23 protein-coding genes and 1 tRNA gene are annotated in these 23,405 nt (G+C 71.8%); 9 read left to right on the top strand and 15 right to left on the bottom strand.

Annotation, left to right across the window (positions count from 1 at the left end):
- Nucleotides 1-236: hypothetical protein (locus tag V7Q31_RS12175; protein WP_442976525.1), on the top strand; the 236-nt coding region annotated here is incomplete at its 5' end.
- A gap of 46 nt (nt 237-282) precedes the next feature.
- A complete protein-coding gene (locus V7Q31_RS12170; protein ID WP_333834130.1) occupies nt 283-1,086 on the top strand; it encodes a 3-hydroxybutyrate dehydrogenase in 804 nt (267 codons plus the stop codon).
- A gap of 24 nt (nt 1,087-1,110) precedes the next feature.
- Here the strand turns inward: V7Q31_RS12170 and V7Q31_RS12165 are convergent, their stop codons facing one another.
- The 5 genes from V7Q31_RS12165 to ggt all read right to left on the bottom strand — a co-directional run bounded on the left by V7Q31_RS12165 (nt 1,111) and on the right by ggt (nt 6,757).
- A complete protein-coding gene (locus V7Q31_RS12165) occupies nt 1,111-1,731 on the bottom strand; it encodes a thiamine phosphate synthase (RefSeq protein ID WP_333834129.1) in 621 nt (206 codons plus the stop codon).
- Between the two features lie 5 nt (nt 1,732-1,736).
- Nucleotides 1,737-2,177, bottom strand: coding sequence for a cupin domain-containing protein (locus V7Q31_RS12160; protein WP_333834128.1), 441 nt, complete (start codon nt 2,175-2,177; stop codon nt 1,737-1,739).
- Between the two features lie 71 nt (nt 2,178-2,248).
- Nucleotides 2,249-2,974, bottom strand: coding sequence for a DNA repair protein RecO (recO, locus tag V7Q31_RS12155; protein WP_333834127.1), 726 nt, complete (start codon nt 2,972-2,974; stop codon nt 2,249-2,251).
- Nucleotides 2,971-4,992: a M3 family metallopeptidase gene (locus V7Q31_RS12150; RefSeq protein ID WP_333834126.1), complete on the bottom strand. Its 2,022-nt coding sequence runs from the start codon at nt 4,990-4,992 to the stop codon at nt 2,971-2,973. The genes recO and V7Q31_RS12150 overlap by 4 nt, the downstream gene beginning before the upstream one ends.
- A 40-nt stretch (nt 4,993-5,032) precedes the next feature.
- Complete coding sequence (gene ggt, locus V7Q31_RS12145) at nt 5,033-6,757, bottom strand: gamma-glutamyltransferase (protein ID WP_333834125.1); 1,725 nt, start codon at nt 6,755-6,757, stop codon at nt 5,033-5,035.
- Between the two features lie 115 nt (nt 6,758-6,872).
- Between ggt and V7Q31_RS12140 the strand changes: the two genes are divergently transcribed.
- From V7Q31_RS12140 to V7Q31_RS12130, 3 genes are all read left to right on the top strand, one after another.
- Nucleotides 6,873-7,157 (top strand): hypothetical protein, encoded by a 285-nt coding sequence (locus V7Q31_RS12140; RefSeq protein ID WP_333834124.1) that lies wholly within the window; start codon nt 6,873-6,875, stop codon nt 7,155-7,157.
- An 83-nt stretch (nt 7,158-7,240) separates the two neighbouring features.
- Entirely contained in the window at nt 7,241-7,705 is a 465-nt protein-coding gene (locus V7Q31_RS12135; protein ID WP_333834123.1) for a hypothetical protein, read from the top strand.
- 14 nt (nt 7,706-7,719) lie between these two features.
- On the top strand, nt 7,720-8,082 hold the full coding sequence (locus V7Q31_RS12130; protein WP_333834122.1) for a hypothetical protein: 363 nt from the start codon (nt 7,720-7,722) through the stop codon (nt 8,080-8,082).
- Nucleotides 8,083-8,086: 4 nt separating this feature from the next.
- Here V7Q31_RS12130 and V7Q31_RS12125 read toward each other — a convergent pair whose 3' ends face one another.
- Both V7Q31_RS12125 and V7Q31_RS12120 read right to left on the bottom strand, forming a co-directional pair.
- On the bottom strand, nt 8,087-8,635 hold the full coding sequence (locus V7Q31_RS12125; RefSeq protein ID WP_333834121.1) for a GNAT family N-acetyltransferase: 549 nt from the start codon (nt 8,633-8,635) through the stop codon (nt 8,087-8,089).
- Nucleotides 8,636-8,642: 7 nt separating this feature from the next.
- Nucleotides 8,643-10,952, bottom strand: a complete 2,310-nt coding sequence (locus V7Q31_RS12120; protein ID WP_333834120.1) for a xanthine dehydrogenase family protein molybdopterin-binding subunit — start codon at nt 10,950-10,952, stop codon at nt 8,643-8,645.
- Between the two features lie 115 nt (nt 10,953-11,067).
- Between V7Q31_RS12120 and V7Q31_RS12115 the strand changes: the two genes are divergently transcribed.
- A complete protein-coding gene (locus tag V7Q31_RS12115) occupies nt 11,068-12,246 on the top strand; it encodes an acetyl-CoA C-acyltransferase family protein (protein WP_333834119.1) in 1,179 nt (392 codons plus the stop codon).
- 45 nt (nt 12,247-12,291) lie between these two features.
- On the opposite strand, the gene V7Q31_RS12110 is transcribed toward V7Q31_RS12115, so the two are convergent.
- The 3 genes from V7Q31_RS12110 to V7Q31_RS12100 form a co-directional block, all read right to left on the bottom strand.
- Nucleotides 12,292-13,113: an aquaporin gene (locus tag V7Q31_RS12110; protein WP_333834118.1), complete on the bottom strand. Its 822-nt coding sequence runs from the start codon at nt 13,111-13,113 to the stop codon at nt 12,292-12,294.
- Nucleotides 13,094-15,040: a sensor histidine kinase gene (locus tag V7Q31_RS12105; RefSeq protein WP_333834117.1), complete on the bottom strand. Its 1,947-nt coding sequence runs from the start codon at nt 15,038-15,040 to the stop codon at nt 13,094-13,096. Before V7Q31_RS12105 ends, V7Q31_RS12110 begins: the two co-directional genes overlap by 20 nt.
- An 88-nt stretch (nt 15,041-15,128) precedes the next feature.
- Nucleotides 15,129-15,923 carry an alpha/beta fold hydrolase gene (locus tag V7Q31_RS12100; protein WP_333834116.1) on the bottom strand — a complete coding sequence of 265 codons (795 nt, stop codon included), beginning with the start codon at nt 15,921-15,923 and terminating at the stop codon, nt 15,129-15,131.
- A gap of 71 nt (nt 15,924-15,994) precedes the next feature.
- On the opposite strand from V7Q31_RS12100, the gene V7Q31_RS12095 reads away from it, so the two are divergent.
- Nucleotides 15,995-16,975, top strand: a complete 981-nt coding sequence (locus V7Q31_RS12095) for a lipid A deacylase LpxR family protein (RefSeq protein WP_333834115.1) — start codon at nt 15,995-15,997, stop codon at nt 16,973-16,975.
- Between the two features lie 105 nt (nt 16,976-17,080).
- Here the strand turns inward: V7Q31_RS12095 and V7Q31_RS12090 are convergent, their stop codons facing one another.
- Nucleotides 17,081-17,476, bottom strand: coding sequence for a very short patch repair endonuclease (locus tag V7Q31_RS12090; RefSeq protein WP_333834114.1), 396 nt, complete (start codon nt 17,474-17,476; stop codon nt 17,081-17,083).
- A 51-nt stretch (nt 17,477-17,527) separates the two neighbouring features.
- Here V7Q31_RS12090 and V7Q31_RS12085 point away from each other — a divergent pair.
- A tRNA-Gln gene (locus tag V7Q31_RS12085) sits at nt 17,528-17,603 on the top strand.
- 12 nt (nt 17,604-17,615) lie between these two features.
- Here V7Q31_RS12085 and V7Q31_RS12080 read toward each other — a convergent pair.
- The 3 genes from V7Q31_RS12080 to V7Q31_RS12070 form a co-directional block, all read right to left on the bottom strand.
- Nucleotides 17,616-17,918: a putative quinol monooxygenase gene (locus tag V7Q31_RS12080; RefSeq protein WP_333834113.1), complete on the bottom strand. Its 303-nt coding sequence runs from the start codon at nt 17,916-17,918 to the stop codon at nt 17,616-17,618.
- Nucleotides 17,911-19,011 carry a site-specific DNA-methyltransferase gene (locus V7Q31_RS12075; protein WP_333834112.1) on the bottom strand — a complete coding sequence of 367 codons (1,101 nt, stop codon included), beginning with the start codon at nt 19,009-19,011 and terminating at the stop codon, nt 17,911-17,913. The genes V7Q31_RS12080 and V7Q31_RS12075 overlap by 8 nt, the downstream gene beginning before the upstream one ends.
- Nucleotides 19,012-19,172: 161 nt before the next feature.
- The gene (locus tag V7Q31_RS12070) at nt 19,173-20,540 is read right to left on the bottom strand and encodes an esterase-like activity of phytase family protein (protein WP_333834111.1); all 1,368 of its coding nucleotides are present in this window, start codon (nt 20,538-20,540) and stop codon (nt 19,173-19,175) included.
- A 192-nt stretch (nt 20,541-20,732) separates the two neighbouring features.
- On the opposite strand from V7Q31_RS12070, the gene V7Q31_RS12065 reads away from it, so the two are divergent.
- The gene (locus V7Q31_RS12065; RefSeq protein ID WP_333834110.1) at nt 20,733-22,193 is read left to right on the top strand and encodes a DEAD/DEAH box helicase; all 1,461 of its coding nucleotides are present in this window, start codon (nt 20,733-20,735) and stop codon (nt 22,191-22,193) included.
- A gap of 28 nt (nt 22,194-22,221) precedes the next feature.
- Here V7Q31_RS12065 and V7Q31_RS12060 read toward each other — a convergent pair.
- Nucleotides 22,222-23,405: CTP synthase (locus tag V7Q31_RS12060; RefSeq protein WP_333834109.1), on the bottom strand; the 1,184-nt coding region annotated here is incomplete at its 5' end.

Raw genomic sequence — 23,405 nt, 5'->3', positions numbered from 1 at the left:
TCGACCTCGCGCAAGGCCAGACGGCGCTCGTCGTCCGACCCGCCGACGCGGTGGAGGTCTCCGCCCCCGAACCCGGACCCGCCGCCTTCCTGCGCGCCGTCGCCGAGGGCCGCGCGCTCGGCGAGGCCGCCGAGGCGGGCGCGCGCGCCGGGCCGCTCGACCTCGCCGAAGCGCTGGCGGGGCTGTTCGCCGCAGGCTGCGTCGCCGGCGTCGCTCCCGGGGCCGCCCCCGGGTAAGGTCCGCGCGGGAGTCGCGCTGCGGCGCATCGGGGAGACGGATTTCATGGGCGACATGCTGAAGGGCCGCACGGCCCTAGTCACCGGCTCGACCTCCGGGATCGGGCTGGCCATCGCGACATCGCTGGCCGAGGAGGGCGCGCGCATTGCGCTGCACGGCCTGCCGAAGCAGGAGGAAATCGACGCCGCGCTGGCGCAGATCGGCGCGACGGGCGCCGAGGCGCGCTTCTTCGACGGCGACCTGCGCGATCCGGACAAGGTGGAGGCGCTGGTGGCCGCCGTCGCCGACTGGGGCCCGGTGGACATTCTCGTCAACAATGCGGGCATGCAGAAGACCGTGACCATCGCCGAGGCCGACCGCGCGGTGTGGGACGCGGTGATCGGCCTGAACCTCTCGGCCTGCTTCCACGCGATGCGGCTGGTGCTGCCGGGGATGAAGGCGCGCGGTTTCGGGCGCGTGATCAACATCGCCTCGGTGCACGGCATCGTCGCCTCGCAGGCCAAGGCGCCATATGTGGCCTCGAAATTCGGGCTGGTCGGGCTGACAAAGGTCGCAGCCCTCGAATACGCCGACGCGGGAACCCGCGAATCTGGCGGCGTGACGGTGAACGCGATCTGCCCCGGCTGGGTCGAGACGCCGCTGATCGAGCCGCAGATCGCCGCCCGCGCGGAGCAGCATGGCGGCGACCGCGACGCCGCCGTCCGCAGCCTGCTGGCGGAGAAGCAACCCTCTCTGCGCACCGCCGAGCCGTCCGACATCGGCGCCGCCGCCCTCTATCTGTGCAGCCGCGCCGCCCATAACGTCACCGGCGTCTCTCTGCCGATCGACGGCGGCTGGACCTCGCAGTAACGCGGCGCGGCGCGGGGGTCGGGTTCAATCGCCCGACGTCGCCAACGCGGCGCGATAGGCGCGGACGGCCCCCGCCGGCCCGTCCGGCCAGCGCCAGACGCTCATGCGCGGCGCGAGAAAATCGGCGACGCGCGCAAGCGTCGCAGCGCGCGCCGGCGTGAGCCCGCCCTCGGCGACCGAGGGGGTCTCGACCGCCTCGTCCCACCATTCGAAAAGGTCGTCCTCGACGGGGGCGCCCGTCCCGAGCGCGCCGGGGTCTATCGGCCCGAAGGCGACGTAGTCGGCCCCCGCCTCCGCCGTCAGCATGCCCTTGTGCTTGGACGCCCCCGCGAAGGCCCCGACGATCCGCTCCGCCCCCAGCGCCGCCCGCGCCGCCCTGACCGCCGCCGCGCCGCCTTGCGTCAGATGAACGCCGTCGAGCCCGTGCGGCGCGACCAGCAGGGGATGCTCGGCGATGACGAGCGCGACGTCGCGCGCGGCGCAGACGGGCCGGGCGGCGTCGGCGGCGCGGCGGATGTCTTCCTCGGCGCCGGCGATGTCGAGGCGCACGCAGGCGACGCCGCCCGCGTCGAGCGCGGCCGCCAGCAGGTCCGGCCAGTCCGGGCCCGGCGCGGGCGGCGAGATCAGGTAGAGGCGGTCGTCCATCGCGCTCACCGCGCGCCAGCCGGGCGCGGGACGGGCCGCCAGTCCGGCGGCGCCATCTCGAAGCCCGAGAACTCGAAGCCCGGCGTCACCGTGCATCCGACGAGCGTCCACGCCCCCATCGAGGTCGCGCATTGCCAGCACATCGGCGGCACCACGATCTGCGGACGCTGCCCCGCTGCGATCTCGGCCCCCAGAAGATGCGCCTCGGCGTCGTGGCCGTTCGGCGAAAGGGTCAGCGACAGCGGCGCGCCGGCGTGGAAATGCCAGATCTCGGTCGCGTCCACCCGGTGCCATGCGCTGTGCTCGCCGGCCTGCAACAGGTAGTAGATCGCCGTGCCGGCGCAGCGCGCCCCGGCCTCGGCGGGGGCGCGCCAGGTCTCGCGATACCAGCCGCCCTCGGGATGGGGCGACAGGCCGAGCGCGTCGATGATCCGGGCGGCGTTCATACTGGTCTCCGCAAGAGGCGCCGACGCTTCTAGAGGGTCGGCGCGGAAGGTTCAAATCGCGGATGGCGGCCTCAGGGCGAGAGCAGGTCCGCGAGACGGGCGCGCGCCGCCGGCAGCGCGTCTCGCCCGAAGGCGGGTGCGGCGCGGTGGTGGAGAAACCAGCCCGTGAGGCGGAGCGCCTCGGCGATCCGGGGCGCGCCCGCCTCGGCGGAGGGGTCGCGCAGGAAGGCGGGAAGGCGCAGCAGCCGGTCAGCGTAAGGCGCGCCCGCGCTGCCGCTGACCGCCTGGCCGCTGCGCGGCGACACCCAGACGAGATCGTCGCGGGCGCCGGTGGCGGCGCAGGAAGTCAGATCGAGGCCGAAGCCCGTCTCCTCCAGAAGCGAAAGCTCCCAGCGGGCGTAGAGCGGCGGCCAGTCGAGGCCTTCGGCCAGCGCGTCGAACAGGGCGAGGCTGCGCGCATAAAGCGTCGGATGCGGCTCCGCCTCCGGCAGGAAGGCGCAAAGCAGCGCCGAGGCCGAGGCGAGCGCGGCGAGCGCCCGGCGGTCGGCCATGATCGCGCCCGCGCGGGCGCGGAGCGGCTCGACCCGAGCGCTTCCGAGATGCGTCTCGAGGCGCGCCCGCCAGTCGAGCGCGACCTGCTCGCCGGGTTGCAGGACCGGGCTCAGGCGCCGCCCCGCGCCGCCCTTCACCACCGCGGCGCAGCGGCCATGGTCGGCGGTGAAGACGTCGACGATGGCGTCGGCCTCGCCATGCCGGCGCGCGGCGAGGATCGCGCCCTCGTCGCGCCATGAGATCACGCGGCGGCCAGCCCGCGTCGCACGAGCATGGCCTGCGGGTCCGGGGCGCGGCCGCGGAAGGCGGTCCACGCGGCGTCGGCGTCGCGAGAGCCGCCGACCGAGAGGATCTCGGCGCGCAGGCGTTCGGCGGTGGCGGGGTCGAACGGGTCGCCGGCTTCCTCGAATGCGGCGAAGGCGTCGGCGTCCATCACTTCCGACCACATGTAGCTGTAATAGCCCGAGGCGTAGCCTTCGCCGGAGAACACATGCTGGAAATGCGCGGTGCGGTGGCGCATCGCGATCTCGGGCGGCATGCCGATGCGGGCGAGCGTCTGCGCCTCCAGCGCCAGCGGGTCGGAGGGGTCGTCGGCCTCGTGCAGATCGAGATCGACCAGCGCGGAGGCGACGAATTCCACGGTGGAGAAGCCCTGATTGAAGCCGCGCGCGGCGCGCAGCCGGTCGATCAGGTCCTGCGGCATCGGCGCGCCGGTGCGGACATGGCGGGCGTGCGCGCCGAGGATTTCCGGCGTGGAGAGCCAGTGTTCGTAGAGCTGGGAGGGCAACTCGACGAAATCGCGCGCGACCGATGTGCCGGAGATCGAGGGGTATGTCACGTCCGACAGCAGGACGTGCAGGGCGTGGCCGAATTCGTGGAACAGGGTCTCGGCGTCGTCGAAGGTGAGCAGCGTCGGGCCGTCGGAGGCCTTGGCGAAGTTCATCACGTTGACGGCGATGGGCGCGACGGGCCCGTCGAGGCGGCGCTGGCCCTGAAGCGACGAGCACCATGCGCCGGAGCGCTTTGAGGCGCGGTTGAAATAGTCGCCGACGAACACCCCGAGATGCCCGCCGCCGCGCAGGACTTCCCAGGAGCGCACGTCTTCGTGCCAGAGGGTCGCGCCCTCGATCTCGCGGAAGGACAGGCCGAACAGGCGGGAGGCGGCGTCGAAGGCGGCGGCGATCATGCCGTCGAGGGTGAGATAGGGTTTGAGTTCGGCGTCGCTGAGGTCGTAGTCGGCGGCGCGCAGCTTCTCGGCGTAGAAGCGCCAGTCCCAGGGTTCGAGCGGGTGGTTGGCGCCGTCGGCGGCGATGAGCGCGCGCAGCTTGTCGGCCTCCTCGGCGGCGCGGGCGCGGGCGGGCGCCCAGACGCGCATCAGAAGCTCGCGCGCGGCCTGCGGGGTTTTGGCCATCTCGGGCTCGAGCTTGAAGGCGGGGTAGTCGGGATAGCCGAGCAGCTGCGCGCGCTCGCGGCGCAGCGTCAGCGTCTCGGCGACGATGGCGCGGTTGTCGGTCTCGCCCTGCTCGCCACGCGAGACCCAGGCGCGCCACGCCTGCTCGCGCAGGTCGCGCCGCTCGGAGAATTGCAGGAATGGTTCGATCAGCGAGCGCGAGAGGGTGACGCACCAGCCGTCGAGCCCGCGCGCGCGGGCGGCGGAGGCGGCGGCGTCGCGCAGGAAGTCGGGCAGGCCCGCGAGGTCGGCCTCGGCGAGCGGCAGCGCCCAGTCGCGCTCGTCGGCGAGCACATTCTGGCCGAACTTCACGCCGAGGGCGGCGAGGCGCTGCATGATCTCGGCCATGCGCGCGCGGCCCGCCGCGTCGAGCTGCGCGCCGGCGCGCACGAAGCGGCGGCGGGTGAGCTCCAGCACGCGGGCCTGCTCGGGGTTCAGGGGGAGGGCGTCGCGGGCGGTCCAGAGCGCGTCCACCCGGGCGAACAGCGCCGCGTTCATCAGGGTCTCGGAGGTGAAGCGGGCGAGTTCGGGGGCGATGCGGGTCTGGATCGCCTCGATCTCGGGCGAGGTGTGGGCGCCGGCCAGCGTGAAGAAGATGGCGCAGACGCGGTCGAGCGCGCGCCCGGAACGCTCCAGCGCTTCGACAGTGTTGGCGAAGTCGGGCGCGGCGGGGTCGGACGCGATGGCGGCGATCTCGACGCGCGCTGCGGCCAGCGCCTCGGCGAAGACGGGCTCGAATTGCTCGGGCGCGAGGGCGGAGAAGTCGGGCAGGCCGTGCGGGCCGGTCCAGTCGTCGCGCAGCGGGTCGGTCATGCGGAATGGCTCCTGAAGGGATGCGCGGCAGATAGCGCGCTCACTGGCCCGCCGCCACGCCTTCGCGGCGGGGATCGGCGGCGCCGACGAGCGCGCCGGGGGCGATGCGGACGATGTGCAGGCCGGAGTTCAGGTCGCCCATGCGGATCTCGTGGCCGAGGGCTGCGAGGGCTTCGAGGCGGGTCTCGGCCTCGGTCCCCTGTTCCAGCGTCACAGGGCCGCCCAGCGTGGAGACATGGGCGAGCGCCGCCGCCTCGGCGGGGGTCATCCCCCAGTCCTCCAGGGCGATCAGGGCGCGGGCGACATAGCCGATGATGCGCGCCCCACCCGGCGAGCCGAGCGCGAGGACCGGGGCGCCGTTCTCCAGCAAGATGGTCGGCGCCATCGAGGAACGGGGGCGCTTGCCGGGCTCGACGCGGTTGGCGACAGGGCGGCCGTCGATCTCGGGACGGAAGGAGAAGTCGGTCAGCTCGTTGTTCAGGAGGAACCCGCCCGCCATCACGCGCGAGCCGAAGCCGGTCTCGATGGTGGTGGTCATCGAAAGAACGTCGCCCTGCGCGTCCACGATCACGAAATGCGAGGTGCCGGGGCGCTCGGGCTGGAGGTCGGGGGAGAGAAGTTGGGCTTCGTCCCAAGGGGGCGAGCCCGCCTCGGCGGTCGCCATGCGCGCGGCGGGGTCGATCAGCGCGGAGCGCTCGGCGAGATAGGCGCGGTTGAGCAGCCCTTTCGGCATGTCGACGAAATCGGCGTCGGCCATGTAGAGGGCGCGGTCGGCGAAGGCGAGGCGAGAGGCCTCGACGAAGAGGTGGTCGGAGGCGGCGCCGGGGCCGAGGGCCGCGAGGTCGAAGCGTTCGAGCAGGCCGAGGATCTGGCCGACAGTCAGGCCGCCGGAACTGGGCGGCCCCATGCCGCAGACCTCCGCGCCGCGGTAATTCAGGCAGACGGGCGCGCGCTCGATCACGCGATAGGCGGCCAGATCGGCTTCTGTGAGCAGGCCGGGATTGGTCGGGGTGCGGACGGCCTGCGCGATCTGCGCGGCGATGGGTCCTGCATAGAACGCGTCGGCGCCCTGCTCGGCGATCAGGCGCAGGGTCGCGGCGAAATCGGGATTGCGCAGAACCGCGCCTTCGGCGAGGGGCGCCCCGGCGGCGTCGAGGAAATAGCTGCGGGTCGCCTCGAACAGGGCGAGTTCGGGCGTCTGGGCGATGAGGCCCGCGAGGCGGGGCGAGACCGCGAAGCCCTGCTCGGCGGCGTCGATCACAGGCGCGATCAGCTCGACCCATGGCCGGGCGCCGTGGCGGGCGTGCAGCGTCTCGATCAGCTTGAGCGTGCCGGGAACGCCGACGGAGCGGCCTCCGGGGACGGCGTCGCGGAACTTCATCGGTTCGCCGTCGGCGCCGAGAAAGAGGTCGGGGCCGGCGGCGGCGGGGGCGGTCTCGCGCCCGTCGAAAGTGGTCAGGCGGGCTTCGGAGGCGTCCCAGTAGAGGGCGAAGGCCCCGCCGCCGATGCCGGAGGATTGCGGCTCGACGAGGTTGAGCATGAGCTGCACGGCCACGGCGGCGTCGGCGGCGGTTCCGCCGGCGGCGAGAACCGCCTGTCCGGCTTCGACCGCCATCGGGTGGGCGGCGGCGACCATGAAGCTTGCGGCCTGAACGTCGCGCGCTGCGGCGACGGCGACGGTCGCTTCAGGCTGAAGTTCGCGTTTCGCGGCTTCCTGAGCGGCGAGCGGCGATGCGAGCAGCAGGGCGAGGGCGAACAGGCGCATGGGGCGGTCTCCGACGCTGGGCGACCCGAGAGTAGCGGCGACGGCGCGGCGGCGAAAGCGCTGGCGCGACGGCGGAGCGGCGCCTATGTCCCGACCGGGCGAAGGGAGTGTCCACATGCTGCGGATCGTCGGAGGGGCGCTGATCGCGCTGGGGCTCGTCGTGGCGGGGTTCGACCTGGTCGAAACCTCCGGCGCGCGGCTGCGCGCGGTCGGGGAATGGTGGTTTCGGCTCGACCGCGACAGCCTGCAGATCGCGCAGCCCGCCATCGAGCGCCATCTCGCGCCCTGGCTGTGGGACCCCGCGATCCTGACCGTACTGGAGAGCCCGGCGGCGGTCGCGCTGGCGGGGCTTGGCGCGGCGCTGACGCTGCTGGGCTTCGCGCTGCGGCGCGTTGCATGAAATTTTAATCGCTTTGGCGTAATTCTCGTCAGCGCCGGCGCGCAACGCCCTGCGCCATCCCGAAATCAGATGAGAGAACCGCCATGCGCCCTGTCAGGCCGCTTCGGGCGCTCGCGCGCCCCGTCGCCCTTCTGCTCGCGCTCGCGCTGCTTGCGGCAGGTTGCGCCCGGATCGCCGAGCCCGGGCGCGACCCCTGGACTGTCGGCGCGCTGGAGAGCCTCGCCGTCGAGACGCAGGCGCTTTTCGCGGATGTCGCGGCCCGGCCCGCCGAACCGCGCGCCGAAGGCTACGCCGCGCTGAAGGCGCAGGCCGGCGCGATCGCCGGGCGCGCGACGCTGCGCGCCGCCGCAGTCGCCTACGGCGCGGACGCAGATCCCGCCACCGCCGCCTATCTCGGGGACTATGTCCGCCAGCTCGAACTTCTCGCGGAGCGCGACGCGACCGGCTTCGTCGCGCCGGAGTTCCTCGCCTTGCGCCGCGCAGCGACTGCCGACGCCCTGTCCGACGCGCTGATCTACGAGCGCGGCCTCACCGACCGCGCCCTCTGACCGGAGACATAGCCATGACCCTCGACATCGACGACGTCGTCGCCCGCATGGGCCTCGCGCTGAAGGACGCCGCCGGGGCTGAGCTGCCCATCGTCCGCGGCTACGCCGAGGCCAAGGCGCGCGCCGTCACCCACTACGCCGATCTGATCGCCGACGCCTACGCCAAGGGCGTGCTCGACGATGTCGAGATGCAGCGCGAGTTGCAGGAGATCGAGCACATGACCCGCCGCTTCGCCCGCAACCTCAAGGGCGTGGCGGGCGTGACCGCCGAACGCGCGGCGCGGGCGGCGCTGGGCGTGCTGTTCGGGGCGATGCGCGCGGGCCTGAGCTTCGCCGGCTCGCCCATGCCGGCTTCGCTGACCGAAGAACGCGCCTGAGGGCTCAGAGCGCCTTTTCGCAGATGACGAGCGCCGCGTCGTCCGGGTCGCGGCGCTCGGTCATGCCGAGGCGGGCGGCCAGCGCGCGCATCCCGGCGTTCTCGCGCGAGACCGAGCCCCAGACCCGCGCGATCCCCATCTCCCTCCCCAACTCCATCACCGTCGCCAGCGCCTTGCGCCCGAGCCCGTGCCCCTGAAGGGCGGAGGCGACCGACACGGCGAATTCCGCGCGCGCGCCCTCCGGCGTTCCGGGGGCGCCGTCGCGCATCAGCCGGGCGCCGCCGAACAGCGCGTCGGGCGCGTCGTCGCGCACGAGCACGAGCGCCGCGTCGCGAACCCCGTCCACGGTGCAGAAGCGCAGCGCCATCCTGTCCGGCAGTTTCGGGATCGCCGACAGAAGGCGCAGCTTGCGGTCGGCGGGGTCCTGCTCGGCGAAGGCGCGCTGCAGGGCGGGCGCGTCCTCCGGTCGGATCGGGCGCAGATGATAGACCCGACCCTCGCGGTCGGAGGTGCGCCAGAGGCGCGGCCCGATGCGCTCCACTCCCTCGGTCATCGGGCGTTCAGGCCGCGTCGGCGCGCGCCGCGCGCGCGGCGTCCAGCCAGCTCCACACCCGCAGCGGCGTCAGCGGCATGTCGACATGGCGCACGCCGTCGTCCCACACCGCGTCCAGCGCCGCGTTGACCACGGCGGCCAGCGCGCCCACCGTGCCCGCTTCGCCGCAGCCCTTCATGCCGATGGCATTGGCGGTCGAGGGCGTGCCTTCGTGGCGGAATGCGATCATCGGCGCGTCGCCGGCGCGGGGCATGTGGTAGTCCATGAAGCTCGCCGTCAGCAGTTGGCCCTCGGCGTCGTGGACCACCGTCTCGGCGAGCGCCTGCCCCAGCCCCTGCACGACGCCGCCATGCACCTGGCCCTCGGCGAGCATCGGGTTCATCAGCACGCCGAAATCGTCGACCACGCTGTAGCGCAGCACCGATACGCCGCCGGTCTCGGGCTCGATCTCGACTTCGCAGATATGGCAGCCATTGGGGAAGGACCGGCCCGGCACGACCGTCTCGCGCTCCTCGGCGAGCAGATCGGCGCGGCCCTTGGCGCGGGCGCGGGCGACGACCTCCATCACCGGCAGTGCGGCGTCGGCCCCGACGATGCGGAACGCGCCGTCGACGAATTCGACGTCCTCGGGGCCGGCCTCCAGCTCGTCGGCGGCGAAGGGCAGCGCGCGGGCGACCCAGGCGTCCGCGGCGCCCCGGATCGAGGAGCCCTGCATCGTCACCGAGCGCGAGCCGCCCGTGCCTCCCCCCTGCGCGACGCGGTCGGTGTCGCCCTGCACCAGCCGGACCGCGTCGAATGGCACGCCGAGCCGGTCGGTCAGGAATTGCGCGAACACCGTCTCGTGGCCCTGCCCGTTCGACTGGGTGCCGACGAACAGGTCGATCCCGCCATCCTCGGCGAATGCGATCTTCGTCGTCTCGTTCTGATCGCCGAGAATCGATTCGATGTAATAGGCGAGCCCGAGCCCCCGCAGGCGGCCCGCCCGCGCGCTTTCGGCCTTTCGGGCGGGAAAGCCCGCGACATCCGCCTCGGCGAGCGCGCAGTCGAGCACGCGGTCGAAATCGCCGACGTCGTAGGTCTCGCCCGTGCAGCTGACATAGGGAAACGACCGGATGAAGTTGCGCCGGCGCAGATCGACCGGGTCGAGCCCGAGCGCGCGGGCGGCGTAGTCCATCAGCCGCTCGATGACGTAGATCGCCTCGGGGCGACCTGCGCCGCGATAGGCGTCGGTCGGAACCGTGTTGGTGAAGACGCCCTTCACCCCGAAGAAATAGGTCTGCACGTCATAGACGCCGGGCAGGACCTTCGAAACCAGCACCGAAGGGATGAAGGCGCCGAAGCCCGAAAGATACGCCCCCATCGCCGCGATCGAGCGCACGCGCAGCGCCGTCAGGCGATAGTCCGCGTCGAAGGCGGCCTCGGCGCTGGTGACGTGGTCGCGCCCCGCCGCGTCCGACGCCATGCCCTCGCCGCGTTCGGCGATCCATTTCACGGGGCGCCCCGTCGTCATCGCGGCGTAGGCCACGGCGATCTGCTCGGGATAGGTGATCGCCTTCATCCCGAAGCCGCCGCCGACGTCGGGCGTGCTGACGCGCACCTGATCGGGCTTCAGCCCGAGCTTGTCCGCCAGTTCCGCCTTGAGGTCCCACGGCCCCTGCCCGTTCGCGCGCAGATGCAGACGCGCGCCGTCCCACTCCGCCAGAACGCCGCGCGTCTCCAGCGGATTGGCGATGACGCGGTTGTTGACGAGGTCGAGCGCCACGCGGTGGGCCGCGGCGGCGAAGGCGGCGTCGGTCGCCGCCTCGTCGCCCATCGCCCAGTCGTAGCAGAGATTGCCGGGGGCCTCGTCGTGCAGGGGCGACGCGCCGGGGTCGAGGGCGGCGGCGGTGTCGGTCACGTTGTCGCGCTCGTCGAAATCGACGGCGATCAGCTCCACCGCGTCGCGCGCCTGCGCCAGCGTCTCGGCGACCACCAGCGCCACCGCCTCGCCGACATGGCGCACGCGGTCCACGGCGAGGACGGGGCGGCGCGGTCGGGCGCAGAGCGCGCCGTCGCGCCCGCGCAAGCGCGTCGCGTCCATGTCGTTGACGATGCCCGCGTCGAGATCCTCCCCGGTGATCACCGCGATCACGCCGGGCGCGGCGCGCGCCGCCGACACGTCGAGCGCGGCGATGTCGGCATGGGCGACCGGGCTGCGCAGAAACGCCGCGCGCGCCTCGCCGGGGACGCTGACGTCCTCGATGTAGCGTCCGGCGCCGCGCAACAGGCGGACATCCTCGACGCGCGCGACGCTCTGGCCGACGCCGAACTTCATCATTTCTGGCTCCGTCTCCGGGAGGGTCTGGTCAACCCCGACAATAGGCCGCGTAGGCTCCCGGTCGAAAGCGGAGTCATGGTGACGTCGGGAAAAAACTCCGGGAGGATGCGGGACGATGGACGACGTGGTGATACTCGACGGCGCTCGTACGGCGATCGGAACTTTCGGCGGCGCTCTGGCGGGCACGCCGCCCACCGAGACGGCGGCGCATGTCGCGCGCGAGGCGCTCAAGCGCTCGGGCGTCGAGGGCGCGCAGATCGGGCATGTGGTGTTCGGCAACGTGATCCACACCGAGGCGCGCGACATGTACCTGTCGCGCATGGCCGGGGTGAATGCGGGCGTGCCGGTCGAGGCGCCCTGCCTCACCCTCAACCGCCTCTGCGGCTCGGGCGCGCAGGCGGTGGTCTCGGCGGCGCAGCACTTGATGCTCGGCGATTGCGACTTCGCGCTGGCCGGCGGCTCCGAGGCGATGTCGCGCAGCCCGCACGCCAGCCAGGCGATCCGCTCGGGCATGAAGATGGGCGACGCCAAGTTCATCGACATGATGATCGGCGCGCTGTCCGACCCGTTCGAGGGCGCGCATATGGGCGTCACCGCGGAGAACGTCGCCGCCGACCACCAGATCGGCCGCGAGGAGCAGGACGCGATGGCGCTCGAGAGCCAGAAGCGCGCCGCCACCGCCATCGCCGAGGGCCGTTTCAAGAGCCAGATCGCGCCCATCGAGGTGATGGTCAAGCGCGACAAGGTTCCCTTCGACACCGACGAGCACGTCAAGGGCAAGACCACGGCGGAAACGCTGGCGGGCCTGCGTCCGGCCTTCAAGAAGGACGGCACGGTGACCGCCGGCAACGCCTCGGGCATCAACGACGGCGCCGCGGCGCTGGTGCTGGCGCGCGCCGGCGCCGCCGAGAAGGCGGGGCTGAAGGCGAAGGCGCGGCTCGTCGGCTACGCCCATGCCGGCGTCCAGCCCGACCGCATGGGCATCGGCCCCATCCCGGCGGTGACCAACCTGCTGAAGAAGACCGGGCTCTCGGTCGGCGATTTCGACGTGATCGAGAGCAACGAGGCCTTCGCGGCGCAGGCCTGCGCGGTGGGCCGCAGCCTCGGCTTCGACCCGGCCAAGACCAACCCCAACGGCGGCGCCATCGCGCTCGGCCATCCGATCGGGGCGACCGGGGCGATCCTGATCGTCAAGGCGCTCTACGAACTCGAGCGGACCGGCGGCCGCTACGGGCTGATCACGATGTGCATCGGCGGCGGACAGGGCATCGCCGTCGCCATCGAGCGGCTCTGACGACAGCCCCCGGCGCGCCCTCCAGCGCGCCGGGGGTCGCCCGGATCAGTCGAGCTCGGCGTCGAGCGCGCCGGAGCGGAACATCAGCCCCGCCAGCGCCGCGCCCAGAAGCGGCGCGACGATGAACAGCCACAGCTGGCCGAGCGCCCCGGCGCCGGCGAAGACCGCGGGGCCGAAGCTGCGCGCAGGGTTCACCGAGACGCCGGTGACCTGAATGCCGACGATGTGGATCACCACCAGCGTCAGCCCGATCACGAGGCCCGCCATCGCCGCCGGCGCGCCCGGCTGGGTCGAGCCCAGGATCACCACGACGAAGATGAAGGTCGCGATCACTTCGAACAGGAAGGCCGCGATCACGCCGTACTCGCCGAGATAGCCAGGCCCCCAGCCGTTCTGCCCGAGCCCCGAGGTCGCGACGTCGAAGCCCGAAAGCTTGCCTTGCATGATGAGGAACAGCGCCCCCGCGCCCGCCACCGCGCCCAGCACCTGCGCGATCACGTAGCGGAAGAAGGCGTCGAGCTCCATGCGCTCGGCGATCAGCGCGCCGAGGCTGACGGCGGGGTTGATGTGGCAGCCCGAGATCGGGCCGATCCCGTAGGCGGCGGCGGTCAGCGCCAGCCCGAAGGCGAAGGCGATGCCGAGAACGCCGATCTCCGACCCGGCGATCACCGCCGCGCCGCAGCCGAAAAACACCAGAATGAACGTGCCGACGAATTCGGCCAGGGCCTGTTTCATTTCCTGAAAGCTCCGGAAGCGGCGCGCCCCCTGCGCGCCGCGACGAGCTTCGTCTAGCCGCGCGCCCCAGCGCCTCGCAAGCGAAGTTTCGCCGTCGCCGCGACTTTTCCGGTCAGGCCGCCGCGCCGCCAACCGCTTCGGCGGCGGGCTGGCACATGTCGTCGTCGAGCAGGCGCTGCGCCCCGGCGCGCGCCATCACCGCCGAAATCGCCGCCGCCGCCGTCTCGCGCGTCGCGGGTTTCAGCAGCACCTGCGTCAGCGGGTCCTGCGGATGCGGACCGGCTTCGGCGCCCGGACCGCGCACCTGGATCACCGGCAGGGCGGCGGTCTCCGCCTGCGCGCGCAGGCGCAGGAGGCAGGCTTCCGCATCGCAGAGCGGCGGGGCGTGGTCGATGAAGAGCAGGTCGGGCGGCGCGTCGCCCGCCGCGGCGAGCACGGCGGCGAGCGCATCGGGACCGTCCGCGGTCTGATAGGCGACGCTCAGGCTCGCGAGAATTTCGCCGCCGGCGGCCAGCCGCGCGGCGCTGGGGCTCGCGAAGGCCGCGCGCAGCCCGGCGATGGCGGAGAGGTCGAGGTCTCGCTCGGCGCAGTCGGCGACCGGAAGGTCCAGCTCGACCCAGAAGACCGCGCCCCCCTCCTCGCCCGAGCGCATCCCGATCCGACCGCCCATCTGGCGCATCAGCGTCGCGCAGACCGCGAGGCCGAGCCCGACGCCGCCGGCGCTGCGGGTCGCGCTCGCGTCGGCCTGCTCGAACATCCCGAAGATGCGTTCGGCCATTTCGGGCTTCACGCCGCAGCCCGTATCCTCGACTTCGATATGCAACTTCGCCGTGGCGCCCGCGCGCGCATGCGCCGCGATGGTCATGCGGATCTCGCCCGTCTTCGTGAACTTCACGGCGTTGCCGAGAAGATTCTGGATGACGTGGTCGAGCCGCTCCCGGTCGCCGCGCAGGCAGCAGGGCGCGCCATGCGGGCGGCGCACCACCAGCGACAATCCCTTCAGCGCCGCCGCCGGCGCGAGCCGCGCGATGGGCTCGGCCCCCAGATCCTTAAGCGCGAAAGGTTCGGCGATCGGCCGCAGCTTCCCCAGATCGGGCGGGTTGAAGACGAGGATGTCGCCGATCACGTCCAGCAGCCCCATCGCGGAGCTGCGGATGGCGGCGACGAAGCCGCGCTGCCGTCGGTCGAGCCCCGATTCGTCGAGCAGCGCCGCCATGCCGAGCACCCCGTTCAGCGGCGTGCGCAATTCGTGACTCATCACCGAGAGGAATTCGCTCTTCGCCCGCTCCCCCGCCTGCGCGCGCCGGAGCGCCTCGGCCAGCGTCGCGCGGTCGCGCAGAATGCGCCTGCGCAGCGGGAGCAGCACCAGAAGATGGCTCACCAGCGCCGCGATGATTCCGGCGCCGGAGCCGAGCAGAAGGGCTGCGCCGGCAGTCCAGAGCGCGCGCTCCTGATCCTGGGCGGCGATGACGGAGCCCTGCCGCAGCAGGCGGATCAGCTCCTCGGTCTGGAGATGGGGCAAGGGCGGGATCGGCGCGGCGGAGGCTTGCGGCCCGCCGCGCTGCGCCGCCAGATGCTCGATGTCGGCGAGGATCCGCCCGATCTCGGCCTCGAGCCCCGAAGCGCCGTCGGCCCCCCGCCACAGCGTCTGCATCTGCGGCGTCATCGGCACCGCGCCGAGTCCGTGCCGATGCTGAGAAACATAGCCCGCGAGACGGCGCGCCGCCATGTCGCGCAACGCGGCGTCGAGCGCCGACCGGTCGGCGAGCGGGTCGGCGGCGCGCAGTTCGTCGACATGGTAGAGCACGGCGAGGAAGGCCGAGTTCAGCATCTGCCGGTTGCGCGCCGTCGGCGTCTCGGCGGCCCGATGCGCAGCCATCGTCAGCCGCGCGATCCCCTCGCCCAGATGCGACATGGTCAACCCGATCTCGGCGATTTCGGCCTGTCGCCAGAGCTTGTGCATGCCGATGCCAGCGGTGGCGACGAGCGATGCGACGATCAACCCGGTGACCAGCAGAAAGCGCCGCCCCAGCAGCTTGCCGTCGATCGTGCGCGACATCGGGAAATCGCTCTTTTCAGAAGGAATCGAATGCCCGGACAGTGTCGCGCTTCGACGATTAATCGCCGATGAACCAGTTCTATTTGCGCTACTTTTGATGCAGCGCGAGAAAGGCCTCGACCGCCTCCAGCACCGTCTCGGGCCGGTCGGCGTGCAGCCAGTGCCCCGCCCCCTCGACCACGACGAACTGCGCGGCGGGAAAGCGCGCCGCCGCCGCCGCGCGCCGCGCCGGGGCCAGATAGTCCGACGCGGCCCCCGCCAGAAACAGCGTGGGGCCGGAATGGCTTGCGGCCAGTCCTTCGGGAAAGCCGAGCAGCGCCTCCATGTTGGCGGCGATGGCGTCGAGATCGGGCCGCCAGCGCGCCCGCCCGTCCTCGAAGGCGAGGTTGGTCAGCAGGAAAGCGCGCAGACCGGGCGACGGGACGGCTTCGGCCAGCATCGGCTCCGCGTCGGACCGCCGCGCCACGCGGCGGAGGTCCACCGCCCGCATCGCCGCGATGTAGTCGCCATGGGCGTGGTCGTAGGCCACCGGAGCGATGTCGGCGACGATCAGGCGGTCGAGAAGCTCCGGCCGGGTCAGCGCCAGCGTCATCGCAGCCTTCCCGCCCATCGAATGGCCGAGCAGATGGGCCCGTCCCCCGGAGGCGCCGCCCGCTTCGGCGCGGATCGTCTCGGCGAGGTCGTCCGCCATCGCAGGATAGTCGCCGCGCGCGTCGCGCGGGCTGTCGCCGTGATTGCGCAGATCGACTGAAATCACGCGGCGGCGCTCCGCCAGCCGCGCCGCCAGCCCCCGCCAGTTGCGCGCCGAGCCGAACAGGCCGTGCGCGATCACCAGCGGCGTCGCGTCCGCGGGGCCGTCGAAGATGTCATGCGCCAGACGCATCCGCCGCTCCCACCCATTGCTCCGCGCCAAGGCGCAGGCCATTGTCGGCCGCGCCCCAAGGAGTTCCCCCGATGCGCCGCGCCGCCCTCCTGCTCCCGCTCCTCGCCGCCTGCCCCGCCCTCGCCGAAGACGACGCGCCGCCGCGCGGAACCCTCAGCCTGATCTGGGAGAACGACATCTTCGCGGGCGAGGACCGCAAATACACCAACGGCGCCTTCCTGCGCTACACGGCGCCCGAGGGCGAGCTGCATCTCTGGGCGCGGGGCCTGCGCGACGCGCTGGACGGGTTCGTCCCGCAGGCGCGCTGGGGCATGAGCTACGGGCTCGGCCATTCGATGTTCACCTCCTCCGACATCAACGACCCCGACCCGCCGCTCGAGGACCGCCCCTATGCGGGGTTTCTCTACGGCACGGCGGCGCTTTACGCCGACAGCGGCGACCGGCTCGACGCGCTGGCGCTCGATCTCGGGATCGTCGGCCCATCCGCCAAGGCCGAGGAGATCCAGCGCTGGGTGCACGACAACATCCTCGGCGACGAGCCGCAGGGATGGGACACCCAGCTCGGCGACGAAATCGCCTTCCGCGTCCTCTACGAACAGACCCGCCGCCATGCGCTGGCCGACGACGCGCTGGGCATGGGGTTCGAGGCCGACATCCTGCCGCGCGCCTCCGTGGCGCTCGGCACGCTGGACGTGTCGGCGGGGGCCGGCGCGATGGTGCGCATCGGCGAGAACCTGCGCGCCGACTACGGCCCCGACCGGGTGCGACGGTCGGTCTCCGGGCCGGCTTTCGCCGACGATCAGGGCGGCTGGCAGCTCTTCGCCGCCGCCGACGCCATGCTGGTGGGGCGCAACCTGTTTCTCGACGGAAACACCTTCCGCGACAGCCGCTCGGTCGACACGAACCCGGCGTTCGTGGAGTTCAGCCTCGGCGGGGCGTATCGCTGGGAGAACGTCTCGCTGTCCTACGCGCATGTGCTGCGCAGCCCCGAATTCGACACGCAGGACGACTGGGCGGTGTTCGGCTCGGTCAATCTCAGGTTCCGGTTCTAGCGCAAGCCGGCCCAAGGGGATGTGTTCGCGAGAATTTTCCCTTGGAGACAAAGGCCCCCACCTCGTGATCCGCGCCTCGCCGGTCGATCTCCGCTCCGGCGGGGCTCACCCGTCCTCCATGAACGCCGCAAGCCGCGCCGCGAGCCCCGACGCATCGGTCATCTCGCACTCCCACACCGTCAGCACGCGCCAGCCCGACGCCGCCAGCGCCGCGACCGCCTCCGCGTCGCGTTCGCGGTTGCGGGCGATCTTGGCGGCCCAGTAGGCGGCGTTCGCCTTCGGCGCGCGCGCGCCCCGCCGGCAGCCATGCCCGTGCCAGAAGCAGCCATGCGCGAAGATCGCCCGCCGGCGCCCCATGAAGGCGATGTCGGGCCGCCCCGGCAGATCGCCCCGGTCGAGCCGGTAGCCGGTGAAGCCGAGCGCCCGCAGCGCCGCGCGCAGACGCCGCTCCGGCGCGGTGTCGCGCCGCTTCACCCGGCGCATGATCTCCGAGCGATCCACGTCCGCGCTCCTTGTCAGGCTCGGCGCGCGCTCCTATGGTCCGCGCCGCGTTGGGGCATGGTGTAACTGGCAACACGTCGGATTTTGATTCCGAAGAGTCCTGGTTCGATCCCAGGTGCCCCAGCCACGCGAGGCGCGCTCAGCCATCCGCCGGCGCGAGCCCTGTCACCACGTAGTCCCGCGTCGCCCCTTCGCTGATCTCCGCCCAGACCGTCCCGACCATCCGCGCCTTATGCGCCGCGAAGCCCGCCGCGTCGACAAACGTCTCCGAGACGACGAAGACCAGCGCATCGGCGGGGTCGCGCGTCACCTCGAAGCTCAGGCACGCGGACTCGGCGCGCGTCAGCCGCACATGCTCGACGAGGAACTCCGCGATCCGGTCGGCCTGCGCGCGATCGCGGCAGATCAACCGGCCCTCGATGCGCACGGTCGGGTCAGCCATCCGCGCCACTTGCAGCGCGTTCGTCGCGCAGCTGCGTCCGGAGCGCGTCGATCGGGATCGGGCGACCGTCGCGCTTGAAGTGCCAGTAGGTCCAGCCGTTGCATGACGGCGCGCGCTGCGTGAGCGCGCCGATCTTGTGGATCGACCCCGAGGCGGCGTCCCATTTCAGCGAGCCGTCGGCGCGCACCACCGCCCGATGCCGACCGCAGGGCGAAGACAGCGTCTCGCCCGGCCGCACCAGTTGCCGCTCGACGAGTTCGCCGAAGGGGATGCGCGGCGCGGCGCGGCGCGAGGGGGTGGTGGCGACCGCCTCCGCCGCCAGCTGGCGCACCGCGTCGATGCGCGCCTGCGCGGCGTCGGCGTAGGCCTCCTCGCGCTCGATCCCGATCCAGCGCCGCCCGAGCCGCTTCGCGACCGCCCCTGTGGTCCCCGAGCCGAAGAACGGGTCGAGCACCACGTCGCCGGGCCGCGTGCTCAGGATCAGGATGCGGTGCAGCAGCGCCTCGGGCTTCTGGGTCGGGTGCAGCTTGGCCCCGGCCCCGTCCTTGAGCCGCTCCGCCCCGGTGCAGAGCGGCAGCGTCCAGTCCGAGCGCATCTGCAGGTCCTCGTTCAGCGACTTCGCGGCGTCGTAATTGAACACCGCCTTCGAAGTCTCGGACCGCGCGGCCCAGATCAGCGTCTCGTGCGCGTTGGTCAGCCGCTTGCCGCGGAAGTTCGGCATCGGGTTGGACTTTCGCCAGACCACGTCGTTGAGGATCCAGAAACCTTCATCTTGCAAAGCAGCGCCGACGCGGAAAATGTTGTGATAGCTTCCGATCACCCACAGCGCGCCGTCCGGCTTCAGCACCCGCCGCGCCTGCGCCAGCCAGGCGCGGGTGAACCGGTCGTAGGTCTCGAAGCTTTCGAAGCGGTCCCAGGCGTCGTCCACCGCGTCCACGCGCGAATTGTCGGGCCGGTGCAATTCGGCGCGCAATTGCAGATTGTAGGGCGGGTCGGCGAAGATCAGGTCGACCGACGCGTCGGGCAGGCGGACCATCGCCGCGATGCAGTCGTCGCGCAGGATCGCGTCGAGCGGCAGATCGTCAGAGGTCATCGCAAGCTCCGCGCATCGGGGAGCCGGCAGTCTCCGCGAAGCGCGACCGAAGGTCAATAATGCTTTCGATTCAGTAAGTTGGGGTGAGTCTTTCACGTCACGCGGCGCCATATCTGGGGGCGCGCGCCTCGGCGCGCCCCACCCCTAGCGGCGGATCGCCCTCAGCGCGCGGCGAGCAGCTCCGGAACATGGAGCAGGATGAACTCGTTATGGGCGGCGGCGTCGAGCTGGCGGCCCGAGGAGAAGGGCAGGTTGTTGTCCGAACCCACCAGGATGTGAGTCTCGTCGATCGCCATCACGTTCTCGATGGTGAAGAACGGGAAGGTGAACTTGCCCGTCAGGTCGCGCGCTGCGACTGTCTCGAGCCGGCCGAGGCCGTCCGGGTCGGCGATGTCCATCAGGTCGATGTGCCCGATGCGGCGCACGAAGCCCTCCGCGTCCACGCTGGCCGTGTCGATCAGCACGACGCGCTTGTGCATCGCGGGGAGCGGGAAGCAGTCGGGCTGCGGGGCGCCCGCGCATTTGAGCGAGGGGTCGCCCTCGCCATTGTCGCGCTCGATCACCAGCGCGCGGGTCTCGTCGATGAAGTTGAAGTCGCCGATGGCGGTCGCGCCTTCGGCGAGCGGGAACTTGAAGCCCTGGGTGGTGAAGCGGCCCGCCTTGGGGTCGAAGGCGAAGACGCGCAGGAAGTTCCCCTCGGGCTTTCCTTCGGCGTCGAGAATGGGCTTCTCCAGCATCGCCCAGAGCAGGCCAGTTCCCGGCTGGAGCGCCATGCCCTCGTAGCCGCCGGAGCGGGGAACGCGCCAGTCCGCGCCGGGGCGGGAGGTGCCGGTCATGCCGGGGGCGTCGGGGCTGCGCAGGACCGTGTCGCCGACTTCGGTCGCGAACACGCCGGTCACCACGCCGTCGAGCGTGGCGCGGATCAGGAAGGGGCCGAACTCGTCGCCGATCCAGATCTCGTCGCCGACGCGCTGGATGCTCTCGAGGTCGAAATCGGCGCCCGTCAGGTAGCGCTCGTCGGTCGCCTCATAAGCGATGCGGAAGGGCACGACGCGGTTGGGGTCGCGCAGGAAGGTGGTCTCGTGCGCAATGGCCCCCGTCTCCCAGTCGGGGCGGATGCGGTGGAAGAACAGCAGCGCGTCGGGCGAGTTGAGCTTCGAGCCGAAGCCGTTGTCGGTGAGCGCGTAGATCGACCCATCCTCGGCGCGGGTCATCGCGACGCCCGAGAAGCCCTGCAGCGGCTGGCCGAGGAAGGGCAGGCGAAGGCCAGTGGGGCGCGAGCCGTGCAGCCAGGGGCCGGTGTCGCCGGGCACGCTCATCGGCTGGTCCACGCGCGCGGGGCCGGCGGCGAACTTGCCCGACACCCAGGCGTCGCGCGGCGCGTCCGCGGGCGGGGCGATCATCGAATTGGCGGGGATGTAGGCGTGGCCCGCGAGCTTCGCGGGAAAGACGGTCTCGGCGGCAGCGGGCGCGGCGAGCGAAGCGGCGACGGCTGCGGCGAAGGCGGTTCGGGCGAAGGGGCGCGGCATCGTCAGGTCCTCCCGGTTGCAGACGGCGCGACTGCTAGCGCCGACGGTTGATCGCAGCATGTCACAGCCGCGAAATTTGCGTGACGGCGGTGATTCGTTGACTCTGCGGCGTTTTTCCCTATGGTGCGCCGCGTGGGGCCGCAGAGCGCCCCTTTTTGCGTTTCATCGATCACCGGAGCGAACGACCGCCGCATGACCTTCGACGAACTCGACCTCGACCCGAACGTTCTGAAGGCCGTGCAGGAGGCTGGCTACACGCAGCCCACGCCGATCCAGGCGCAGGCGATCCCCTTCGCGATCAAGGGGCGCGACGTGCTCGGGATCGCGCAGACCGGCACCGGCAAGACCGCGTCCTTCACCCTGCCGATGATCACCCGCCTCGTGAAGGGCCGCGCCCGCGCCCGCATGCCGCGCTCGCTGATCCTCTGCCCGACGCGCGAACTCGCCGCGCAGGTCGCCGAGAATTTCGACACTTACGGAAAATATGTGAAGCTCTCCAAGGCGTTGCTGATTGGCGGCGTCTCCTTCGGCGATCAGGACAAGCTGATCGACCGCGGCGTGGACGTGCTTATCGCGACGCCGGGCCGCCTGCTCGACCATTTCGAGCGCGGCAAGCTGATGCTGTCTGCCATCGAGATCATGGTGGTCGACGAGGCCGACAGAATGCTCGACATGGGGTTCATCCCCGACATCGAGCGGATCTTCAAGCTGACGCCCTTCCACCGCCAGACGCTGTTCTTCTCGGCGACCATGCCGCCCGAGATCACAAGGCTGACGACCGAATTCCTGCACAACCCCGAGCGCGTCGAGGCGACGGCCCCGGCCACCACAGCGACAACGGTCGAGCAGTTGCTGTGCCGTCTGCATCCCTCGCGCCGCGAGGACGCCGAGCGCGAGAAGCGCGACCTGCTGCGGGACGTGCTGCGCGGCGAGGGCGACGCGCTGAAGAACGCGATCGTCTTCTGCAATCGCAAGCGCGACATCTCGAGCGTGTTCAAGAGCCTCGAGAAGAGCGGCTTCAACGTCGGCGCGCTGCATGGCGACCTCGACCAGAGCGTGCGGACGGCGACGCTGGACGGCTTCCGCGACGGCTCGATCGCGATCCTCGTGGCGTCGGACGTGGCGGCGCGCGGGCTCGACATTCCGGGCGTGAGCCATGTGGTGAATTTCGACGTGCCGATCCATTCGGAGGATTACGTCCACCGGATCGGGCGGACAGGGCGCGCCGGGCGGACGGGCAAGGCGATCACGCTCTGCCTGCCGCACGAGGAAAAGCATGTCGAGAAGATCGAGAAGCTGATCGAGCGCCCCATCGCGGCGATGGAGCCGCCGGGCGGCCCCCGCCCCGCTCCGCGCGCGCCCGCGGTCGAGGCCGACGAAGCGCGCCCGCCGCGCCGCGCCCGCGAGGACCGTCCCCAACGGCGCGCCGAGCCGCGCGCCCCGCGCGAAGAAGCCGCTGCGCCGGAACCCGTCCGCGACGTCGCGCGCGCGCCGCGGCGCGAGGACGACCGCCCCCGTCGCCGCAGCGGCGGCGGGCGCGACGAGGCGGTGGTGGGCCTGGGCGACCACGTCCCCGCCTTCCTGCTGCGCGAAGTGCCCAAGCGCGCGCTGCGGGCCAACGTGCCGGACGACGCGGACGATCAGGCGGCGTGAGCCGAGGCGGGGGAAAGGGCGCCCGTCCTCACATCAACCGGCTCTGCGCCACCGCCGCCTTGACGAAGCTCGCGAACAGCGGGTGCGGGGCGAAGGGCTTGGACTTCAGCTCCGGGTGGAACTGCACGCCGACGAACCACGGATGGTCGGGGATTTCGACGATCTCCGGCAGATCGCCCTCCGGCGACATCCCCGAAAACCGCAGCCCTGCAGCCTCCAGCCTGTCGCGGAAGCGGATGTCCACTTCGTAGCGGTGGCGGTGGCGCTCCTCGATGCGCTCGGCGCCGTAAATCTCTGCAACGCGGCTTCCGGGGGCGAGCTGGGCGGCGTAGGCGCCGAGGCGCATCGTGCCGCCCTTGTCGTCCTCGACCTTGCGGCGGATCAGCTTGCCGCCCTCGCGCCACTCGGCCATGTGGTAGATCACATGGGAAAAGCGCGCGGCGCCCTTCTCGTGGTCGAACTCCTGACTGCCGGCGTCGCCGATGCCCGCCAGCGTGCGCGCCGCCTCGATCACCGCCATCTGCATCCCCAGACAGATGCCGAAATAGGGCACGCCGCGCTCGCGGGCGAAGCGGGCGGCGAGGATCTTGCCTTCCGTGCCGCGCTCGCCGAAGCCGCCGGGCACGAGGATGCCGTGGAAGCCCTCGAGATGCGGCGCGGGGTCCTCGCGCTCGAAGATCTCGGCGTCGATCCATTCGGCGCGGACTTTCACGCGGTTGGCGATGCCGCCATGGGTCAGCGCCTCGGCGAGCGACTTGTAGGCGTCCTCAAGGGCGGTGTACTTGCCGACGACGGCGATGCGGACGTCGCCGTCGGGGCGCTGGACGGCGTCCACCACTTCCTCCCAGCGCTTCAGGTCGGGACGCGGGGCGGGGGAGATGCCGAAGGCGTCGAGCACCGCCTGGTCGAGCCCTTCGGCGTGCAACGCCAGCGGCGCCTCGTAGATCGAGGCGAGGTCGAGCGCCGCGATAACGCTGTCCGGGCGGACATTGCAAAACAGCGCCAGTTTCGCGCGCTCGCGCTCGGGGATCGGCTGTTCGGCGCGGCAGACGAGGATATCGGGCGCGATGCCGATGGCGCGCAGCTCCTTCACCGAATGTTGCGTCGGCTTGGTCTTCAGCTCGCCTGCGGACTTGATGTAGGGCAAGAGCGTGAGATGCATGAAGATGCACTGGCCGCGCGGCCGCTCCTGCGCGAACTGGCGGATCGCCT

Origin of the sequence: Rubrimonas sp., from assembly GCF_036788415.1 — a bacterium.
GTDB lineage: Bacteria > Pseudomonadota > Alphaproteobacteria > Rhodobacterales > Rhodobacteraceae > Rubrimonas.
The sequence above is the reverse complement of the archived record's forward strand: the minus strand, read 5'-3'. Positions and strand labels throughout refer to the sequence as shown.

Excerpts from the sequence above, each read along its gene's own strand:
- V7Q31_RS12170 (WP_333834130.1), top strand. The coding sequence starts at position 283 with ATGGGCGACATGCTGAAGGGCCGCACGGCCCTAGTCACCGGCTCGACC.
- V7Q31_RS12165 (WP_333834129.1), bottom strand. The coding sequence starts at position 1,731 with ATGGACGACCGCCTCTACCTGATCTCGCCGCCCGCGCCGGGCCCGGAC.
- V7Q31_RS12160 (WP_333834128.1), bottom strand. The coding sequence starts at position 2,177 with ATGAACGCCGCCCGGATCATCGACGCGCTCGGCCTGTCGCCCCATCCC.
- V7Q31_RS12150 (WP_333834126.1), bottom strand. The coding sequence starts at position 4,992 with ATGACCGACCCGCTGCGCGACGACTGGACCGGCCCGCACGGCCTGCCC.
- ggt (WP_333834125.1), bottom strand. The coding sequence starts at position 6,757 with ATGCGCCTGTTCGCCCTCGCCCTGCTGCTCGCATCGCCGCTCGCCGCT.
- V7Q31_RS12140 (WP_333834124.1), top strand. The coding sequence starts at position 6,873 with ATGCTGCGGATCGTCGGAGGGGCGCTGATCGCGCTGGGGCTCGTCGTG.
- V7Q31_RS12135 (WP_333834123.1), top strand. The coding sequence starts at position 7,241 with ATGCGCCCTGTCAGGCCGCTTCGGGCGCTCGCGCGCCCCGTCGCCCTT.
- V7Q31_RS12130 (WP_333834122.1), top strand. The coding sequence starts at position 7,720 with ATGACCCTCGACATCGACGACGTCGTCGCCCGCATGGGCCTCGCGCTG.
- V7Q31_RS12125 (WP_333834121.1), bottom strand. The coding sequence starts at position 8,635 with ATGACCGAGGGAGTGGAGCGCATCGGGCCGCGCCTCTGGCGCACCTCC.
- V7Q31_RS12120 (WP_333834120.1), bottom strand. The coding sequence starts at position 10,952 with ATGATGAAGTTCGGCGTCGGCCAGAGCGTCGCGCGCGTCGAGGATGTC.
- V7Q31_RS12115 (WP_333834119.1), top strand. The coding sequence starts at position 11,068 with ATGGACGACGTGGTGATACTCGACGGCGCTCGTACGGCGATCGGAACT.
- V7Q31_RS12105 (WP_333834117.1), bottom strand. The coding sequence starts at position 15,040 with ATGTCGCGCACGATCGACGGCAAGCTGCTGGGGCGGCGCTTTCTGCTG.
- V7Q31_RS12100 (WP_333834116.1), bottom strand. The coding sequence starts at position 15,923 with ATGCGTCTGGCGCATGACATCTTCGACGGCCCCGCGGACGCGACGCCG.
- V7Q31_RS12095 (WP_333834115.1), top strand. The coding sequence starts at position 15,995 with ATGCGCCGCGCCGCCCTCCTGCTCCCGCTCCTCGCCGCCTGCCCCGCC.
- V7Q31_RS12080 (WP_333834113.1), bottom strand. The coding sequence starts at position 17,918 with ATGGCTGACCCGACCGTGCGCATCGAGGGCCGGTTGATCTGCCGCGAT.
- V7Q31_RS12075 (WP_333834112.1), bottom strand. The coding sequence starts at position 19,011 with ATGACCTCTGACGATCTGCCGCTCGACGCGATCCTGCGCGACGACTGC.
- V7Q31_RS12070 (WP_333834111.1), bottom strand. The coding sequence starts at position 20,540 with ATGCCGCGCCCCTTCGCCCGAACCGCCTTCGCCGCAGCCGTCGCCGCT.
- V7Q31_RS12065 (WP_333834110.1), top strand. The coding sequence starts at position 20,733 with ATGACCTTCGACGAACTCGACCTCGACCCGAACGTTCTGAAGGCCGTG.